Source organism: Pontibacter flavimaris, assembly GCF_001907195.1.
GTDB lineage: Bacteria > Bacteroidota > Bacteroidia > Cytophagales > Hymenobacteraceae > Pontibacter > Pontibacter flavimaris.
The window spans coordinates 66,062-83,594 of the sequence record NZ_LVWA01000008.1 but is presented as its reverse complement, the minus strand read 5'-3'; the positions used below and the strand labels follow the sequence as shown (position 1 = coordinate 83,594).

19 protein-coding genes are annotated in these 17,533 nt (G+C 49.7%); 11 read left to right on the top strand and 8 right to left on the bottom strand.

Annotation, left to right across the window (positions count from 1 at the left end; all coding sequences use genetic code 11):
* Nucleotides 1-3: 3 nt before the first annotated feature.
* Nucleotides 4-900 carry a diacylglycerol/lipid kinase family protein gene (locus tag A3841_RS13710; RefSeq protein WP_073852911.1) on the bottom strand — a complete coding sequence of 299 codons (897 nt, stop codon included), beginning with the start codon at nt 898-900 and terminating at the stop codon, nt 4-6.
* 94 nt (nt 901-994) lie between these two features.
* Nucleotides 995-1,807 carry a M48 family metalloprotease gene (locus A3841_RS13705; protein ID WP_073852910.1) on the bottom strand — a complete coding sequence of 271 codons (813 nt, stop codon included), beginning with the start codon at nt 1,805-1,807 and terminating at the stop codon, nt 995-997.
* 261 nt (nt 1,808-2,068) lie between these two features.
* Here A3841_RS13705 and A3841_RS13700 point away from each other — a divergent pair, with 261 nt between their 5' ends.
* Nucleotides 2,069-2,266 carry a hypothetical protein gene (locus A3841_RS13700; protein ID WP_073852991.1) on the top strand — a complete coding sequence of 66 codons (198 nt, stop codon included), beginning with the start codon at nt 2,069-2,071 and terminating at the stop codon, nt 2,264-2,266.
* 86 nt (nt 2,267-2,352) lie between these two features.
* Here A3841_RS13700 and A3841_RS13695 read toward each other — a convergent pair whose 3' ends face one another.
* Nucleotides 2,353-3,165 carry a murein L,D-transpeptidase catalytic domain family protein gene (locus A3841_RS13695; RefSeq protein WP_073852909.1) on the bottom strand — a complete coding sequence of 271 codons (813 nt, stop codon included), beginning with the start codon at nt 3,163-3,165 and terminating at the stop codon, nt 2,353-2,355.
* 266 nt (nt 3,166-3,431) lie between these two features.
* Between A3841_RS13695 and A3841_RS13690 the strand changes: the two genes are divergently transcribed.
* Nucleotides 3,432-3,848 (top strand): hypothetical protein, encoded by a 417-nt coding sequence (locus tag A3841_RS13690; RefSeq protein ID WP_073852908.1) that lies wholly within the window; start codon nt 3,432-3,434, stop codon nt 3,846-3,848.
* 42 nt (nt 3,849-3,890) lie between these two features.
* Here the strand turns inward: A3841_RS13690 and A3841_RS13685 are convergent, their stop codons facing one another.
* Nucleotides 3,891-4,286 carry a hypothetical protein gene (locus tag A3841_RS13685; RefSeq protein WP_073852907.1) on the bottom strand — a complete coding sequence of 132 codons (396 nt, stop codon included), beginning with the start codon at nt 4,284-4,286 and terminating at the stop codon, nt 3,891-3,893.
* A 311-nt stretch (nt 4,287-4,597) separates the two neighbouring features.
* On the opposite strand from A3841_RS13685, the gene A3841_RS13680 reads away from it, so the two are divergent.
* Complete coding sequence (locus tag A3841_RS13680) at nt 4,598-4,831, top strand: hypothetical protein (protein WP_073852906.1); 234 nt, start codon at nt 4,598-4,600, stop codon at nt 4,829-4,831.
* A 101-nt stretch (nt 4,832-4,932) separates the two neighbouring features.
* Here A3841_RS13680 and A3841_RS13675 read toward each other — a convergent pair whose 3' ends face one another.
* Both A3841_RS13675 and A3841_RS13670 read right to left on the bottom strand, forming a co-directional pair.
* Entirely contained in the window at nt 4,933-5,391 is a 459-nt protein-coding gene (locus A3841_RS13675; RefSeq protein ID WP_073852905.1) for a DUF4199 domain-containing protein, read from the bottom strand.
* Nucleotides 5,392-5,440: 49 nt separating this feature from the next.
* A complete protein-coding gene (locus tag A3841_RS13670; RefSeq protein ID WP_073852990.1) occupies nt 5,441-5,911 on the bottom strand; it encodes a DUF4199 domain-containing protein in 471 nt (156 codons plus the stop codon).
* A gap of 339 nt (nt 5,912-6,250) precedes the next feature.
* Here A3841_RS13670 and A3841_RS13665 point away from each other — a divergent pair, with 339 nt between their 5' ends.
* Together A3841_RS13665 and A3841_RS13660 are read left to right on the top strand one after the other, a co-directional pair.
* Nucleotides 6,251-7,876 (top strand): ABC-F family ATP-binding cassette domain-containing protein, encoded by a 1,626-nt coding sequence (locus tag A3841_RS13665; RefSeq protein WP_073852904.1) that lies wholly within the window; start codon nt 6,251-6,253, stop codon nt 7,874-7,876.
* A gap of 32 nt (nt 7,877-7,908) precedes the next feature.
* Nucleotides 7,909-8,616 carry a hypothetical protein gene (locus A3841_RS13660; protein ID WP_170866204.1) on the top strand — a complete coding sequence of 236 codons (708 nt, stop codon included), beginning with the start codon at nt 7,909-7,911 and terminating at the stop codon, nt 8,614-8,616.
* Nucleotides 8,617-8,686: 70 nt separating this feature from the next.
* Here A3841_RS13660 and A3841_RS20070 read toward each other — a convergent pair whose 3' ends face one another.
* Both A3841_RS20070 and A3841_RS20065 read right to left on the bottom strand, forming a co-directional pair.
* Entirely contained in the window at nt 8,687-8,836 is a 150-nt protein-coding gene (locus tag A3841_RS20070) for a lmo0937 family membrane protein (RefSeq protein WP_108212982.1), read from the bottom strand.
* Between the two features lie 64 nt (nt 8,837-8,900).
* Entirely contained in the window at nt 8,901-9,053 is a 153-nt protein-coding gene (locus tag A3841_RS20065; protein ID WP_139237079.1) for a lmo0937 family membrane protein, read from the bottom strand.
* Nucleotides 9,054-9,448: 395 nt separating this feature from the next.
* Between A3841_RS20065 and A3841_RS13655 the strand changes: the two genes are divergently transcribed.
* From A3841_RS13655 to A3841_RS13630, 6 genes are all read left to right on the top strand, one after another.
* The gene (locus A3841_RS13655) at nt 9,449-10,339 is read left to right on the top strand and encodes a 3-hydroxybutyryl-CoA dehydrogenase (protein ID WP_073852903.1); all 891 of its coding nucleotides are present in this window, start codon (nt 9,449-9,451) and stop codon (nt 10,337-10,339) included.
* 362 nt (nt 10,340-10,701) lie between these two features.
* Nucleotides 10,702-11,490: a polysaccharide biosynthesis/export family protein gene (locus A3841_RS13650; protein ID WP_073852902.1), complete on the top strand. Its 789-nt coding sequence runs from the start codon at nt 10,702-10,704 to the stop codon at nt 11,488-11,490.
* 221 nt (nt 11,491-11,711) lie between these two features.
* Nucleotides 11,712-13,826 (top strand): GumC family protein, encoded by a 2,115-nt coding sequence (locus tag A3841_RS13645; RefSeq protein ID WP_235861415.1) that lies wholly within the window; start codon nt 11,712-11,714, stop codon nt 13,824-13,826.
* A gap of 175 nt (nt 13,827-14,001) precedes the next feature.
* Entirely contained in the window at nt 14,002-14,511 is a 510-nt protein-coding gene (locus A3841_RS13640; protein WP_073852900.1) for a UpxY family transcription antiterminator, read from the top strand.
* Between the two features lie 45 nt (nt 14,512-14,556).
* Nucleotides 14,557-15,636, top strand: coding sequence for an NAD-dependent epimerase (locus tag A3841_RS13635; protein ID WP_073852899.1), 1,080 nt, complete (start codon nt 14,557-14,559; stop codon nt 15,634-15,636).
* An 81-nt stretch (nt 15,637-15,717) separates the two neighbouring features.
* Entirely contained in the window at nt 15,718-17,283 is a 1,566-nt protein-coding gene (locus A3841_RS13630; protein WP_073852898.1) for a lipopolysaccharide biosynthesis protein, read from the top strand.
* Nucleotides 17,284-17,533: the final 250 nt, after the last annotated feature.

Genomic DNA, 17,533 nt, shown 5'->3' with positions numbered 1-17,533 from the left:
TCCTCATTCTCCGGCGGGAAGTATGACTTTCAGGCTCTTGGTGTGCATCACCACCTCTATCTTCTCCGCTGTCTCCACAGGTTCGCCGTCTATGTGCATCACCTCCAGGTCGGGGTTGTAGATGGTGGCGCGCCTGCACTTGAGGATGCGGGTATACACGCTGGTGTCGATGCTGTCGGTGTAGAGTTTATAAAGTATGCCAACGCTTGCCGCCCTTGGGAAAGGCTCTATCAGGCAGATCTCAAATTTGCCGTCATTCAGAATCCCATCCGGGTTGATGCTGGCATTGGAGCCCCAGGCGTTGGCGTTGGCTACCGTCACCATAAAGGCCTTGCCCTCGAAAGTATCGGCATCGGTCTCTATTCGGTAAGTTTTGGGCTCGTAGCTCAGGTACTCCTGCAGGGCAATCCAGGTATAGGAACCGGGTCCGCGCGTGTCGCCCTCACAAAAGCGCTTCACTACCAAAGCGTTAAAACCAAGGTCACTGAGATGGATGGAAGGCATGCCATTGAGCGTGATGGTATCGATGTTGCGCACCACATGCGTGTGGATGAGCTGCAGTGCCTCCTCTGTGTCCTGCGGGATGTCGAGGTCTTTGGAGAGTCCGTTGCCGGACCCCAGCGGGATGATGCCCAGTGGCGTGCTGCTACCGATCAGCAAACCGCCCACCAGACTAACCGTGCCATCCCCGCCGACGGCGTACACAGCGTCGTAGGCACCTGCTCCGATCATTTCCTTCAGCTGCGCTTCATCGTCCTGGCCGGTGGTGGTGTATAGTTCACACGTTATCCCATGCTCCCGGCAGATCAGGGCGATATCTTCTTTCAGATCCTCTTTCTCGATATCGCCGGCAATCGGGTTCAGCACGAACAGTATATTACTGTGCTTTTGTACATCCATCTTTTTCCTGTTTCCTTTAGTACCTCATACGCAACTTTACACAGCTTGCAGCCCGGTTAGAGGCGCTGGAAAGTATAAAAAGTATAAAATATACTTACTGGATAAGCCCCTCGGGCACCCCCTGCGGGTACTCCTGCTGGATGGCCTCCTCAATTCGAGCCATGCGGTTACCCGGGTTGGGGTGCGTCTGCATGAACTCAGGGCCACCACTTGCGCCTCCGCTGGCCTCCTCCAGAATCTCCATCACACGCTTCATGGCCCGTGGGTCATACCCGGCGGCACCGGTCAGCTGCACGGCCAGCGCGTCCGACTCCAGTTCATCCTCACGCCCATAGCTCATGTTCACCACCTGCCCGATCATGGCGGCCACAGCGGCCCCGGAGCGACTGGCAGGATTGTCAGGGTCATACATGGCAATGGCGGCTGCGCCGGTGAGGCCCTGCGTAAGCTTGGCCTTTGCCAGCTGCTGCGCCGAGTGGCGCGCCACCACGTGCCCGATCTCGTGACTCAGCACACCCGCCAACTGCCCCTCCGACTCCAGCCTGCGCAGCAAACCGGCGGTGATAAAGATCTGCCCTCCCGGCAAGGCAAAGGCGTTCACCGTCTGCTCATCGGCCAGCAGGTGGAAATCAAACTGGTAAGGTGTGTCGCGCGCCCGGGTGTTCTGCACCAGCTTCTGGCCAATAGCCTTCACCTCGCGGGCTGCCTCCTGGTCCGGGTGCAGGCCACCATACTGCTCCGCCATCTGCGGGGCCGCCTGCAGCCCCAGGGCTATCTCCTGCTCCACGGTCATGTCCACACGCTGTTCCTCCCCGGTAAACTCGTTAGTCTCAGAGCTGCACCAGTATGTTACCAGCGACACAGCCGCAATCAGCAGGGCTACGATAAACTTAAGTATTCCTCTCATTCTTTCATTGAATATTAGCTAAACCTCGTGCCCCTTGGGCGATGGTACAGAGAAAACGTGCGAGCAGACGCGCTGGTTGTGGACTTTGCCTGCGCTGCACCCAAAAACTTGCGGGGCATACTTTCACGTACGATTCTGAGGCTCAGGAAGCGGTACCAGGGCAGATATATTAGGAGGATTGTATACTTTATGGGCTGCTTTTCGTACAGAAACTTGCTTGCGGCACGAAGCTGCAGACAAGTGAAACCAATTGTTAGAACCATGAATCAGAAGCGAACATTCGGCACCATTCTTACAGTACTCGGTATTGCAGGTATTATATGGGGCGCCTATGCCTTCCTGATGGGGGGTGATGGGGCTGCGATAGGCAAGTATACTTCCGCCGTTCCGTTTGTGGTAGGGCTGATTTTCTTCTTTGCAGGAATCAACCTGATTAAAACCACGAAAGACGAAGCTTAACCAGTAAAAGTATACGTACAAAAAAAGCCACCTGCTATTCCCATAGCAGGTGGCTTTTATACTTTATTTCCTTAGAAGTCTAGCGCTCAGATGCTCATCACATCCGTACCGGCCTGTGCGGCAAAGTAGTCCACCGCCTGCGTGTTGTCCAGGAACTGCGAGGTGTAAGCCTTATCGTTTCCGTGGATGTATAGCACTGACTTGTCTTTGATCGCTTCGATCACATCTTTAGAAACCTCCTGCGGCACCGCCGGGCATCCGAGGCTGCGGCCCAGCCGGCCATACTGCTTCACGAACTTCTCGGTGGCGTAGTCGGCGCCGTGCACCACGATGGCGCGCTCCATGGCATTGGAATTATAGCCCTCATCCATGCCCTGCAGGCGCAGCGACAGGCCGTGCTTGCCGTGGTAGGTGGCATCCGTTATATAGAAACCGAGGCTGCTCATGTAGGAACCATACTCGTTGGAGAACTGCGTGGCTTTGTCCTGACCGGTGTTGCGGCCGTGGGCCACCAGCGTGTTAAAAAGCACTTTCTTTGATTTGAGATCGATGATCCACAGGCGCTTCTGTGCGCTGGACTTCGTAAAGTCCACCACAGAAAGTATAGACTTATCGGGTGCCACCATCTGCAGGCGCTTGAAGTTCTGGAAACCTACCAGGGCTTTCTCAAACACCTCGTAAGAGAGGCCCTTCTCCTTTAACCTGCCTGCGTTGTAAAGCTCCTGTACATGAGTATCAAACGCCGCCTCTTTTGCAGCCGCAGCGCCCCCGGCATTGGCTTCAAGCACTTCGTTTGCCTCGGCCACAATGGTGGCCGGCGTAGCAACAGCGCGCTCAGGTGCAGGAGATGTAAAAGAAAGGAGTCCGAGGGTGATAGCAGTTAGAAACACTCTTACCATAAGTCTTGTTTAAGCTTCTGTTAAATGGGTTCGGTTAAAGTAACATGTAATGAAGTGCAAATTGTTCCGTGGCGGCACGAGCCCCTGTTGCATTCTCATACTTAACTTAAGCACCTTTTCCCGTATCTGCAACAGTTACAGCACCATAAAACACAGCTTATTAATCCTATCCAATTAAATATAGTATAACTTAAATAAATCTATTTTCCCGGTTTGCCTTGTCTGGGAAAAGATCTTGCTGCAACTTTAAGCCAACAAGCAAGACTATGGCAAAACGATTTATAGCGACACAATTTTTGGGACTCCTGCTGCTGGGCGCCTGCATCACGCCGGACTCTCTGAAGGATTTTGACAGCGACACCTGGAAGGCCGACCGTTTTGGCTGCGACAACAAGCGCGCCGGGCTGGTAGATGAGTTTGAGTTGATCAGGAAAGAGATGTATGGCAAAAAGGAATATGTGGTGCGCAACGTTTTGGGCAGACCCGACAGCGAGGAACTGATGGAACGCAGCCAGCGCATTTACTTTTACTACATTGAGCCCGGGGAGCAGTGCCAAAGTGAGGAACGCCGCACCCAGCTATCGGAGGCAAACCGGGTGCAGGTGCGCCTCAACTCACTTGGCAAGGTTTCGGAGATAACCTATTACAGGCCGGTGAGCGAAGAAACAGCGAAGCCCGAGTAAAAACCCGGGCTTCGCCATATTTTTAGAGGTTGCTAAATTTCCTTATTCCTCGTTCTCGGTTAACAGTTGCAGGTTCAGGCGACCTTCCAGGCGCTGGTACTCGCGCAGTTGCCTGGGGGTAAGCACGCTTTTAAGGTTACGGTCGTTTTCGAGTTGTATGCTTCTGAATTCTTTGGAGCGTGAGAAGGAGTCGTTTGTGAAGCTGGACTCTGCTTGCTGCAATTGCTGGTAACGGCTGTTGTTTAGCTGCGCCACCTGGTCAAACTGCTCTTCGGTCAGGCTCAGTTCCTGCTTCATTTCCATACTTGCCATAGCTGCCCCATCCAACTCCATCGACAGCACCACCAGGTCCAGCCCTTCGTCTGTGGGATGTAAACCCTGGGCGTAGCTGGCTGATCCTATCAGCATCATCACAAGTACAAGTAAAGATTTTTTCATTTCGAATTAGTAAAACGTGTTAGTAGTTAAGTGTTCCTTTAGCTGTCTTTAACGTACAATTCTTGCGCAAGTTAGGAAAAATATTTAAATATTATATTTTTTAATTATTTTTTATAATTTTCTCACAACCTCATGCAAACTATTATTTATTTAAGCTAGAGACTGATGTCTTTCGCCAAATAACCTTCTAATGGCGTAACCATCCCCCCTTATATCGGTATACTTTATATATGAATTCCTGAATAGGATTTTTTTAAAGTATAACCTCGAAACTCAAACATGAAAGAAGGTTTCGATTTAACTAAAGCAACATGAGGACAAGGTTTTACAATCCCAGTAAACTGGAGGTGAGTTTCGCCAGAGCCGTGAAAGACCTGACGCAACAGCTGGAAACAAAATTGGACGAAGGCGAGCGGGTAATAAATACAGAATCGATTCATGACGCCGATAACCCGATGGTTATCTTTAAGTTGGAGGATAAGGAAGGCGACCTGCACGAGGTTGTGGTCCAGATCATACAGCGGCCGGACAGCGTGGTCAAGTAAGAATTCGACAGCATCTTAAAAGCAAAGGCCAGTTATACTTTTATAACTGGCCCTTTTGCGTGCATGCCGGTAACATCTCATAAAGTAGAGAACCGATGCTACTAAGGCGCCCCGGGCACCTTGTGTTGCCGCTGCTTAAACCACTGCATGGCAATGAAGGCAAACATAAAGCCCGAGATCACTCCCTCCAGCAGCAGCACCGAGAAGATCACCACACCCGGCGTAGACTCCACCCGCTCCCCGAAGTACCGCTCCGCCGACAGCATCTCTATCATCGAGTGGCCTGCTGTCTTCACATACACCACCATGAAGGCAGCGAAAACCACCGTGCCCACCACCGCCGTTATCAAGCCGGTGCCCAAGCCCTTAAAGTATGGGATGTTACCCTCCATCGCTTTTTTGTACGCCCTTATTGCCAGCACCACCCCCGCCGCCATGATCAGGCCGTTGAGGAAGCGCAGCTCGATGATGTGAACGAGCCCCAGCAGCCGCATCAGGAAGAAGTATACGATAAGCGCCGCAGCCGTAAGCAGCCCGTACTTCAGGCCAATCTTTTCCATAGCAGGTTCAGTTTAAGAGGAAACTTGTATAAGCAGGGAGGCGTGTACGCTACGCCCGGTTCGGCATGGTATGCTCCTCGCTCTTGAACCACTGCATGGCAATAAATCCAACAATAAACCCAGGCCACGTACCGTGGGCGATGGTGATCCAGAACATGGACAGCACCGACAGCCCCTCCGGGAACAGGGCGCTTGACTGCATCATCTCCAGGTACGACCTATCGAGCACTGTGACGTAGAACACCAGAAACAGCGCCAGAATCAGCGATGACACAAAGGCAGTGATAAGACCGACACCCAACCCGTCGAAGTACCGGATCACCCCGCCCCGCAGGCGCTTGAACCTGGAGATGGCCACTACAATGCCTATGATCAGGAAGATGCCGCTCAGGTAAGAGAGCTCTACGATGTCGGTGAGGCCCAGCATCCGCATCAACAGGAAAAAAATGATGTGCGCTGCGCCTACTATTAAGCCATACTTAATAGCGATATTCTGAAAAGAAACTTTAGCAGAAGCCATTTTATATACGTTATATGTGTTTTGCATCAAATCCTTTAAAATGAACAGATTAACCATAATTTTGGTTAAACAATAAGCAGCCTGGGGCACCATGATTACACCTGCAGGCAGCATGCTCAAGAATATTATTGAAATTATATACTATAGATTGCATGGCTACGTTGTGGTTTGCGTCTGATTTTTTAGTGAACCGCCGCAAAAGCAACTGGTTCTTAAATAGATGCAGCCCGGTCCGGGTTTATACTTTATACTCCTCTCCAACGTAAGAGGCACCAAAAACCAGCTTTTATTTCGTAGCTTTGCAGCCAAATCTAACATCATACTTATACTTAAGCTTTTATGATTAGTACGAACAATGTCAGCCTGTCTTACGGCAAGCGCACATTATTTGAAGATGTAACCATCAAGTTTATACCCGGTAACTGCTATGGCCTGATCGGGGCTAATGGTGCCGGCAAGTCAACTTTCCTGAAAATATTGTCCGGTGACATCGACCCGAACACCGGCACCGTGGATATTCCGGCCAATGCCCGCCTGGCGGTGCTGAAGCAGAACCACTTTGAGTACGATGAGTACCCTGCCCTGCAGACCGTGATCATGGGCCACAAGCGCCTCTGGAGCATTATGGAGGAAAAGGACGCCGTTTACGCCAAGCCTGATTTTAACGAGGAGGACGGCCTGCGTGCCGCCGAGCTGGAGGGTGAGTTTGCCGACCTGGAAGGTTGGAACGCAGAGTACGAGGCGGCCGAACTCCTGAGTGGCCTGGGCATCACTGAAAACCTGCACCACGCCCAGATGAAGGACTTGAGCGGTAGCGAGAAGGTGCGCGTGCTCCTGGCACAGGCCCTGTTCGGTAACCCCGATATCCTGCTGCTCGACGAACCTACCAACCACCTGGACGCCGAATCAATCATGTGGCTGGAGAACTTCCTGGATAACTTCCAGAACACGGTGATCGTTGTATCGCACGACCGCCACTTCCTGGACGCCGTGTGCACGCACGTGGCCGACATCGACTTTGGCAAGATCAAGATGTACGCCGGTAACTATGGTTTCTGGTACCAGTCGAGCCAGCTGGCCCTGAAGCAGCGCTCCGATGCCAACAAGAAGACCGAGGACAAGCGCAAGGAACTGGAGGAGTTTATTCGCCGCTTCAGCGCCAACGCCTCCAAGTCGAAGCAGGCCACCTCGCGTGCCAAGCTGCTGGAGAAGCTTACTGTGGACGACATTCAGCCTTCGTCGCGCAAGTACCCCTACATCGCCTTTAAGCCGGAGCGTGAGGCGGGTAACCAGATCCTGAACGTGGAGAACCTGAGCAAGTCGGTCGACGGTCAGCCGATCTTCACCGACATCACCTTTATGGTGGATAAGGGCGATAAGATTGCCGTGATCGGACGCAACGACATTGCCGCCTCTACTTTCTTTAAAATTCTTTTTGAGGAGGAGAAGGCAGACAGCGGTGAGTTTAAATGGGGCACCACCATCACCTCCTCTTTCTTCCCGAAGGATAACCAGGAGTTCTTTAACACGGACCTGAACCTGGTGGACTGGCTGCGCCAGTACTCGGTGGAGAAGGACGAAAGCTTTATCCGTGGCTTCCTGGGCCGCATGCTGTTCTCGGGCGAGGAGTCGCTGAAGAAGGCCAACGTGCTGTCGGGAGGCGAGAAGGTGCGCTGCATGTTTTCCCGCATGATGTTGCAGTCCGGCAACGTGCTGGTGTTCGATGAGCCAACCAACCACCTGGACCTGGAGTCGATTCAGGCGCTGAACAACTCGCTGCGCGACTTTGACGGCACCATCCTCTTCTCGTCGCATGACTTGCAGTTTGTGGACACCATTGCCAACCGTATTATAGAGCTTACGCCAAACGGCATTATTGATAAGCGCATGACCTATGAGGAGTACCTGTCGGATGAGACGATAAAGGAGCTGCGCAAGAAAATGTATGCCACGGCCGTAGTATAAAGTATAAGTATAAATGCCATACCTGTAAACCCATGCTGACGCCTTTGCGCCTCCTCACGCCTCTATTATTGCCGCTTCTGCTTGTGCTGCTTGCCAGCCCAAACGCCGCGGCCCAGGTACCTGACACCACCTACCGCAAGCCGGAGTTGCCCACAGGCCCACCGGCCCCGGTAGTGCAGCCAAGGCCGCAGCCGCAACCACGGGTGCGGGAGCAACAGCAGCCGGAGGTGGTGCGGCAACAGGAGCAAGACGAGCCACAGGAGGAGCAGCTTCGGTTTATTGACAGGCTGTACTTTGGAGGAAGCTTCGGGCTGCAGTTCGGCACTTATACCAACATTGCCCTGCTGCCAACGTTAAGCTATGCCCTTACGCCGAAGCTGTTCGCAGGAGTGGGCGGCGTTTATCACTACCAGAGCGGCGATGGGTTTAACCTGCATCACTACGGTGGGCGCGCGCTGTTGCAGGTGGAGATGTTCAGCATTGGCGACGGCGCCGTGCTGGCGCATGCCGAGGCAGAGGCCCTAAGTATAAGCGTTCCGTACTTTGACGCGACCGGCAGGCGGTATACCGACCGCACAGCGCTGACCATACCTATGGTGGGGCTGGGCTACCGGCAGCGCATCTCGCATAAAGGCTCTTTCGACATCCTCGTGCTTTACAACGGAAACGATGACCCGATCAACCCCTACAGCAACCCGGTGATACGCGTGGGCTTTAACGTTCCTTTTACCAGCCGCTAAGTATAAAGTATACCTATAAAAAAGGGGCTGCCGGTATTCGGCAGCCCCTTTTATTTTTAGTAATGCTCTATCAGCCCCGTATCAGGCGGAGCAGCACTACAATAATGGCGATTACTAATAGAATGTGTATCAGACCACCAACCGCATCAGGGAATCCGAGGAAACCAATGAGCCAGATGATCACGAGTACGACAGCTATAACATACAATAAATTTCCCATAGTTTTGTCTATTTATAGTGTTTGAGTTGATTTTTCTCTTTTTAACGTAAATCAATGCCGAGGGTTAAGCGCTCCTGATGAGGCGCAACAGCACCGCAATCACAGCTATAACCAGCAGCACATGTATAATTCCGCCAACGGCATCCGGGAATCCCAGAAACCCAATCAGCCAGAAGATCACCAGCACTACGGCGATGATATAAAGTAAATTTCCCATAGTTTTCGTTTTGTCTTTAGCAACGCCGGGCAGGTAAGGGTATCACTAACATCAGCCACCGCCCATGCGTTTTGTGTTTTTAATTTTTAGCTTTTACGGAGCTTTAGACCAAAAGATGTATATTATGCAATAATTTTCTATTGCAATAGGTAATTGTTTCTATATACCAGCGTGCAATACAATGCCTAACCCCTCTTACCTCAACTATTTACACCTATCCGGCATAGCTCGCCTGCATTATCCGCAGCATCGCCAGGCTTCTAACAGTACAGCTATGGCCGCCTGCTTTAAATTATTTAAAGTATAATTATTTAAAGATCACCTCTCCTCTAACCAAAGTATAAGTATAAACCTATTAGCTTTGTAAGGATTAAAAACTGACATACGATATACCTATGAAGAAAGTAGCAGTAATAGGCTCTGGCACCATGGGCAACGGCATCGCCCACGTTTTTGCGCAGAACGGCTTCCCCGTTTCGCTAGTGGACATTTCGGACGAGGCGCTGCAGCGGGCACTGGGCACCATCGCCAAGAATCTGGACCGCATCATAGCCAAAGGCAACCTGACCGAGGAGCAGAAGCAGCAGACGTTAACTAACATTACCACTTATACCGATACGCGGGAGGGCGTGAAAGACGCGGATCTGGTGGTGGAGGCTGCCACGGAGAACGTGGACCTGAAGCTGAAGATCTTCCGGGACCTGGACAGTTTCGCCAAACCAGAGGCCATACTTGCCTCCAACACCTCCTCAATCTCTATCACTAAGATTGCTTCCGTTACTAACCGGCCTGACAAGGTGATAGGCATGCACTTCATGAACCCGGTGCCGGTGATGAAACTGGTGGAGGTGATCCGCGGTTACTCCACCTCCGACGAGGTGACGCAGCAGATCATGGAGCTATCGAAGCAGCTGGGCAAGGTACCTGCCGAGGCAAACGACTACCCGGGCTTTGTGGCTAACCGCATCCTGATGCCCATGATCAACGAGGCGATCTACAGTCTTTATGAAGGCGTGGCCGGCGTGGAGGAGATCGACGCCATTATGAAACTGGGCATGGCGCACCCGATGGGGCCACTGCAACTGGCCGACTTTATCGGTCTAGACGTTTGCCTTTCCATCCTGAAGGTGCTGCATGATGGCTTTGGCAATCCCAAGTACGCCCCATGCCCGCTGCTGGTAAACATGGTGCAGGCCGGTCACAGAGGCGTTAAATCCGGCCAGGGCTTCTACTCCTGGACACACGGCACTAAGGAGTTGGTAGTGGCTGACAGGTTCAGGAAATAGCCCTTGCACAAGTATACTATAAACTAAGCCAAACCCATCTCCCCTCCTGCTTCTATAGGAGCTAACCTAAATTTGAGCCCCTGCTGATAAAATCAGCAGGGGCTCTTTCTTTTCCTCACAGATTGCACTCTCTAAACGGATAAGGCTGTCTTTCTGTATTTTGCGGATTTCGTATATAGTAATATTACATATTCTTTATAGTAATATCAAAAATACATATCCTATTTGAACAACTTAGGCAAAACGCATGCGTATTGTAATTATTCGCTTATAATTATAACTATAGTTTACCAGCATCTAATTTTATATAAGTATCGGTCATGCTATATACCGGCATGTGTACACCCTAACTTAACTTGAGAATGGAATTGCAACGTTTATCTAGAATTTTCTTTTTCCTGATAATTTTCTCGCTTTTATCAGCCTGTGCTAACACAAAGGAAGCCGTCTACTTCGGCGGCTCCGGTAAGGCTGAGTACAACAGCAACTTCGAGAATCTGGAGCCCATTATCCAGAAGAATGATCTCCTGAACATCTCTGTCAGCAGCCTAAACCCGCAGGCCACCGAAATATTCAATGTATACAGCGCCGAAAACCTACGGAGTGCAAGCGCTTCCAATACCATAGCGCCTGTGTCTGGCTACCTTGTTGATTTGGACGGGTACATACAGTTCCCCTTATTGGGCAAAATCAAAGCCGCTGGCGTGTCCAAGAAGGCGCTGAAGGAAAAGATTGAACAGGAGTTGTTCAGCAGAAAGTTGCTCCTGGACCCTATCGTGGACATTCGCTACCTCAATTACAAGGTTTCGGTACTGGGGGAGGTGGCACGCCCTTCTGTTATTACTGTTCCAAACGAGAAACTGACCCTGCTCGAGGCCCTCGGCCTAGCAGGTGACCTCACCATTTATGCCAACCGTGATAACCTGCTCTTAATACGGGAGGAGGAAGGCCAAAAGAAACTGGTAAGGTTGGATCTAACAACAGATGAAATATTTACTTCCCCCTACTACTACCTGCAGTCAAACGACATCATTTATGTAGAGCCTAACAAAACCAAAATTGCCTCTGCAAGTGCTGCAAGACAGTGGCTGCCTCTTGTCATAAGTTCCCTCACGCTAGTTGTAGTCAGCATAGATCGTTTAGTAAGATAATCACGACGAGTATGGATAAAAACAAAACAAACTCAGAAGAAAACCTGGCAGTAGCACTGCTCTATAAATTCTTACCGTTCTGGCCGCTATTCCTATTTCTGTTGGCTATCGGAATGGCTGGCGCCTGGGCATACCTTAAATATTATACGATACCATCCTATGCCGTATCGGCTGCATTACTCATAAAGGATGAGGAAAAAGGGGTTAATGCCTCCAAGATAATGGAGTCTATAGATGCCTTTAGCACCAACAAAACAGTGGAAAATGAGCTTAATGTCTTACGATCCAGTGCCTTGATGACGCAGGTCGTGCATAAACTCAGGCTCTATGCGCCAGTTTATGAGCAGGATAAATTCAAATCTATACCCGCTTATACGACCTCACCCATTGCTATCATACTAAAGTCACCGGATACAGCTACAGAATATCCGGCAGTATACTTTACGTTTAACGAGCAAACCAACAAAGTAACGATTGATGGAAAAGGATACCCGCTCAACACCTGGGTTAAGACTCCATATGGAGAGATTCTATTTGAGAAGAACCTGCGGCAAAAAGGAACAGCTCAGAACCCATTGTTTTTCTCTATCAACAATCCCAAAGTCGTTGCCAAGCAGCTAGTCGGCAGTGTCTATGTAGAGTCGCCCGGCAAAGCATCGAGTGTTGTAAACCTCTACCTTGAAGACAAAGTACCGGAAAGAGGCGAAGACATTCTCAACGCATTGATAGACGCTTATTTACAGGCCGGACTAGTCGATAGAAATGCTCTGGTAACGCAGACGCTGGCATTTGTGGAGGACCGCATCCAGCTTATGGAAAAAGAGTTAAATGCATTGGAGGCACAGATAGTAAAGTATAAGTCTTCCAACGGCGCTGTAAATTTAAATGAGCAAGGTAAGTTATACTTACAAAGTGTAGACTTCAACGACCGCAGGCTAAATGAGATCAACCTCCAGATAGCCGTTTTGGATAATGTTGAAAAATACGTGATGGGCAAAGAGCATAATGCAGGCATTGTGCCCTCTACCTTAGGGGTTAGCGATGAGGTGCTATCCCAACTGCTGCAGAAGCTTTACAATGCAGAGATACAATACCAGCAACTAAAGGAAACAACCGCGGAAAACAACCCCTTGCTCATGTCCTTGCGCGAGGAGATCGAAAGCATGCGGCCAAGTGTGCTGGAAAATATACAGAACCAGCGCAGCAACTTAGTTGCCAGCCGCGACAAGGTAGCCTCTACCAACACGCAATACAGCTCGGTGCTACAGAGCATACCGCAGAAAGAGCGGGAGTTACTGGAGATCAGCAGGCAGCAGGCCATCAAAAACAATGCCTACAGCTTCCTGCTGCAGAAACGGGAGGAAACAGTACTCTCTTATGCCCCTTCCGCTGAAGATGTAAAAGTTGTAGATCACGCTGAGGCTTCCCGGGAACCTGTAAGTCCAAACCCCCTGTACGTTTACCTGACATCCGTCGTGTTAGCGCTGGGAGCAGGTATTGCTTTGGTAACCGGCAAAGAATTGCTTAACAGCAAGGTGCTCTTCCGCTCTGAGATAGAGAGCTATACCAATTCCCCTATTGTAGCAGAACTTTCCATCTCGAAGCGTAAAGGAAAAGACACGCTTTTAAACTCAGAAAATGTAGCACAGGTGGAGCAGTTCCGGCAAATGCGGGTGACCATGGGGCTGTATGGCAGAACCTTTACCAGAAAGAAGATCATGGTAACTTCCAGCATCCCGAGGGAGGGCAAAAGCTTTGTCAGCAGTAACCTGGCCATCAGCCTTGCTTCTTCTTCTAAAAAGGTAGCACTCGTAGACTTTGATCTGCGCAACCCAAACACGTCTGTGCTCTTTGAGAAAGCCAATGAGCCAGGCTTGATCGAGTATTTAACAGGTAAGATCCAAGCTCCTGAAATTGTAAAGGAGTCCTCATTTGAGCACTTAAGCATCATACCTGCCGGTATCAATATCGGGGATCATACGGAATTGCTGCTTAATAGCAGAATGGAGGAACTATTTAAGTTTCTGGAGGACTCTTTTGATTATGTGATCATCGACACGCCCCCGCTAGACCTTGTATCCGATGCCTACCTTCTATCAGAATACTGTGATATAACGCTGCTCGTTATCCGGCATGCCTATACTCCTAAGAGCCTGGTACAGCGCTTTACCCAAGACAACAAGCTCAGGCAATTAAACAATGTTGCCATTGTGTTCAACGGGGTGAAGCCGCGAGGTTTTGTTAACGGGCAGTATGGCTATGGGTATGGGTATGGCTATGAAAGTAAGTATGGCAACAAAACGTATAAATCCAGAAGTATAGCAGTAAACTCGTAGTGCTTCCGAGTAATCTATTACCCAAAGCCACATTTATATTACACAATTCTTAGGCAGCTTCTGAGCCTTTCAGCCAGGTGCCTTTTCCGCAACTCCATTAGTACCCGGCCACCCCTGTGACTGAGGAAGGCGAAGCCTTATATTAACTGATTCTCACATCCCTTTGAACCTTAAGATGATGACGCAAAACTGGTATGCCATTTACACAAAGCCTCGCTGGGAGAAGAAGGTTGCGCAGACCTTAACACAGCATAGTATTCAAGCTTACTGTCCTATTAACAGGGTTGTGCGGCAGTGGAGCGATCGGAAAAAAATCATCCACGCGCCCCTGTTCACCTCCTATGTTTTTGTCCGGATCACAGAAAAGGAGATCGCAGAGGTAAAAAAGGGGGATGGGGTGATCAACCTGGTGCATTGGCTTGGCAAACCGGCCATCATCCGGGACGAGGAAATAGAGATTATCCGACAGTTTCTTGCTGAGCACCAAAATGTGCAACTAGAGAAAGTACAGTTCAGGATAAATGATAAAGTAAAAATGACTTCAGGCTTTCTGATGGATAAAGAGGGAGTAGTAGTGGCTGTCAAGAACAGCACCGTTAAAGTCGCCCTTCCTTCTCTTAACTACATTATGTTTGCCGAAATAGATAAGTCCGGTGTTGCCAAAGTGACTGGCATCGAAGCTTGAACATATTGTAAAGTATAATTCCCCTCACTTAAAGCTGATGTTGGTATGAAGGTACTTGTTACGGGAACGGCAGGTTTTATAGGATTTCATTTAGCGGAGTCCCTTCTCCGCCGGGGAGATGAAGTAGTTGGCGTCGATAACATAAACGACTACTACGATCCCCGCCTTAAATATGCCAGACTCTCGGAAAGCGGTATACAGGAAGAACTTATTGCCTGGAATAAAGAGCTCACAAGCTTTAAATACGTTAACTACCGTTTTATCAGGATGAACCTGGAGGAGAAAGCCTCCCTGCTGGCGCTCTGTGAACGGGAATGCTTTGATGTAATTGTGCACCTTGCCGCCCAGGCAGGGGTTCGGTATTCTATCACAAACCCGGATGCTTATGCCCAATCCAACCTGATCAGCTTTCTGAACGTGCTAGAAGCCGGGCGCCATTTTAAAGTGAAACACTTGGTGTATGCCAGTTCCTCCAGCGTGTATGGTCTCAACGGTACGATGCCTTTCTCGGTAAAGCATTGCGTGGATCATCCTGTATCCTTGTATGCTGCGAGCAAAAAAGCCAACGAGTTGATGGCCCATACATACAGTCACCTGTACGGAATCCCCACTTCCGGCCTGCGCTTTTTCACCGTTTATGGGCCCTGGGGCCGCCCGGACATGGCTTACTTCCTCTTTACCGAAGCCATCTGTGAGGGCAAGCCCATTCAGGTATTCAATAACGGCAAAATGAAACGCGACTTCACCTACATTGATGATATTGTGGAGGGCATAGTAAATGTTATGGACAAGCCTGCTGAGCCAGACCAAAACTGGAACCCACAGCAACCAGACCCCTCCCACTCTACGGCCCCCTACGCTATTTATAACATAGGAAACAACCAACCGGTAGAGCTCATGCAGTTTATCTGCGAAATAGAGACCTGCCTGGGGAAAAAGTCCATTATGGAGATGCAGGAGATGCAAGCCGGCGATGTGACAGCCACCTGGGCCAATATTGACGAACTGGTGCAAAACTTTAACTACAAGCCGATCACAACCCTTACGACGGGGCTAAAGAAGTTTACCGACTGGTACAAAACCTACAGCTCGGTACAGGCTACACCAGTTACAGCTGCCAGGTAACTATGATGAGTTTGCCCGTATATTGGCCCTTCATCCGAGCCATCCTTGAATAAAATTTACCACAAGCTTTCCCCTCATACTTTGGAAAAAGACGTTTTACCGTCCCCTACTCTTAAAAAGAGAGAGAACCTTAAGCAGCGGGCATACTTAAATTCGCTGACTAGTATACTTGATTTTGCTGTTACGCAAGTAACAGGTTTTATTGTAAGTCCTTTTATTGTGAGTAGCCTGGGCAGTTCCATGTATGGCGTCTGGCAGATGCTCGGGCAAATGACAGGCTATGCCAAAATTGCCGATACCAGAGCCACCCAGGTACTCAAATGGACCGTGGCAAAAAAGAAAGATGTGGCAGACGAAGAAGAACTGCGTAGCGATGTGACAAGCGCGTTTTTCATCACACTGTTCATTATTCCGCTTGTTCTTATTGCCGGGGGTATTGTGTCCTGGTATGCCCCGCTGATCACCAAGGCGGAGCCGCAATACTACAACCTGATCCGAATAACCTGCTCCCTGCTCATGCTCTCGCTGGTTATCACCAAGCTCTTCGATCTGTATGAGTCTGTTTTGAGGGGCATGAACCTTTCCTTTAAACGGATGGGGCTGCGGGCGGGCATTGTGGCCTTTGGCGGAGGCTTAAAAGTGTTGGTGCTCACCCTGGGATACGGGCTGATCGGCTTGTCGGCCGTGCAGGTGGTGATCACACTCGTTATCGGGATCTCCTACTACCTGGTGGTACGGAAACATATCAGTTGGTTTGGGTTTGGTCGTACCAGTCTTTCCAAAATCAGAAGCTTTAGTAAAGTAAGCGGGTGGTACCTGGCGGATAACGGTGCCAATCTTTTGCTTAGTAACAGCGACAAAATCTTGCTGGGTATAGTGGCCAGTCCAGTTGTGGTGACGTACTATACGCTGACGCAATTTCTTCCTTTTGCCTTTCAAGGACTAATAAACCGGGTAGTGATGGGCATTATACCGGGCGTAGGAAAGCTGCTGGGTTTGGAGGAATTTGCCAAGGTGCGAAAGGTGACGAGCACCATTAACAGCATGACCTTTCTGCTAACCACTGCCTCCGGTGTTGCCATTATTCTACTGAACCAATCTTTCCTGAAAATCTGGGTAGGCGATGGCTTGTTTGCCGGCACAACTGCCAATTTATTGATCATGGTGATGATTATGCAGGACACCTTCATCAAGCATGATGCTTATATCATCAGCGCCACCCTGGATTTAAAGCATAAGGTACTGTTAACCCTCTTTTCCGGGGTGATATTTATTCTGATAGGCTACTTTATGGCTGATAGGTTTGGGATAGCCGGTCTCTGTCTGAGTATGATCGCCGGAAAGCTTATACTTCATCTAGGCCAGCAAAAGATACTCTACCAAAAACTGGGCTATGGCTCCCGGGCAGGTACCAGAATTGTAAAAATACGCTCCTTAATCGTCTCGCTTCTCTTACTAGCAATCGCGGCCTATCTCTCCACGATCTTAAAACCATTGAGCCTGGTACAAATGGCTGGGCTTGCACCCCTCGCGTTTGTTGCGCCTCTTTGCATTTTCTACTGGATAGGAATGCAAAAAGAAGAAAGGAATGAGCTTTTGGAGTTAATGTCCTCCATTAAGTTTCTAAAGCTGAATAAGGAAGAATGAAGATCTTATTTGTTGCCCACGATTTCACACCATCTAGTACCAACTTGCAAAACGTTGCAGGAGCACAGCCATCAAATATATTTTCGAGCCAGCTACCGGCGCAAGGACAAGGTGTCAAAGCAGATTCATACTTCAGAGGAGAATCAAGGGCTTTCACCGCTAGATGAAGAAGGTGACCAAGACAAAGGGAGCCGTACTTGCAAGGAGAACTTTCAAGAAATCAATTCGGAAAGAATTGAGGTAAATCTTT

Bases quoted from the DNA above. Each gene is read 5' to 3' on its own strand.
- A3841_RS13710 (WP_073852911.1), bottom strand. From the start codon at position 900: ATGGATGTACAAAAGCACAGTAATATACTGTTCGTGCTGAACCCGATT.
- A3841_RS13705 (WP_073852910.1), bottom strand. From the start codon at position 1,807: ATGAGAGGAATACTTAAGTTTATCGTAGCCCTGCTGATTGCGGCTGTG.
- A3841_RS13700 (WP_073852991.1), top strand. From the start codon at position 2,069: ATGAATCAGAAGCGAACATTCGGCACCATTCTTACAGTACTCGGTATT.
- A3841_RS13695 (WP_073852909.1), bottom strand. From the start codon at position 3,165: ATGGTAAGAGTGTTTCTAACTGCTATCACCCTCGGACTCCTTTCTTTT.
- A3841_RS13690 (WP_073852908.1), top strand. From the start codon at position 3,432: ATGGCAAAACGATTTATAGCGACACAATTTTTGGGACTCCTGCTGCTG.
- A3841_RS13685 (WP_073852907.1), bottom strand. From the start codon at position 4,286: ATGAAAAAATCTTTACTTGTACTTGTGATGATGCTGATAGGATCAGCC.
- A3841_RS13680 (WP_073852906.1), top strand. From the start codon at position 4,598: ATGAGGACAAGGTTTTACAATCCCAGTAAACTGGAGGTGAGTTTCGCC.
- A3841_RS13675 (WP_073852905.1), bottom strand. From the start codon at position 5,391: ATGGAAAAGATTGGCCTGAAGTACGGGCTGCTTACGGCTGCGGCGCTT.
- A3841_RS13670 (WP_073852990.1), bottom strand. From the start codon at position 5,911: ATGGCTTCTGCTAAAGTTTCTTTTCAGAATATCGCTATTAAGTATGGC.
- A3841_RS13665 (WP_073852904.1), top strand. From the start codon at position 6,251: ATGATTAGTACGAACAATGTCAGCCTGTCTTACGGCAAGCGCACATTA.
- A3841_RS13660 (WP_170866204.1), top strand. From the start codon at position 7,909: ATGCTGACGCCTTTGCGCCTCCTCACGCCTCTATTATTGCCGCTTCTG.
- A3841_RS20070 (WP_108212982.1), bottom strand. From the start codon at position 8,836: ATGGGAAATTTATTGTATGTTATAGCTGTCGTACTCGTGATCATCTGG.
- A3841_RS20065 (WP_139237079.1), bottom strand. From the start codon at position 9,053: ATGGGAAATTTACTTTATATCATCGCCGTAGTGCTGGTGATCTTCTGG.
- A3841_RS13655 (WP_073852903.1), top strand. From the start codon at position 9,449: ATGAAGAAAGTAGCAGTAATAGGCTCTGGCACCATGGGCAACGGCATC.
- A3841_RS13650 (WP_073852902.1), top strand. From the start codon at position 10,702: ATGGAATTGCAACGTTTATCTAGAATTTTCTTTTTCCTGATAATTTTC.
- A3841_RS13645 (WP_235861415.1), top strand. From the start codon at position 11,712: ATGGAGTCTATAGATGCCTTTAGCACCAACAAAACAGTGGAAAATGAG.
- A3841_RS13640 (WP_073852900.1), top strand. From the start codon at position 14,002: ATGATGACGCAAAACTGGTATGCCATTTACACAAAGCCTCGCTGGGAG.
- A3841_RS13635 (WP_073852899.1), top strand. From the start codon at position 14,557: ATGAAGGTACTTGTTACGGGAACGGCAGGTTTTATAGGATTTCATTTA.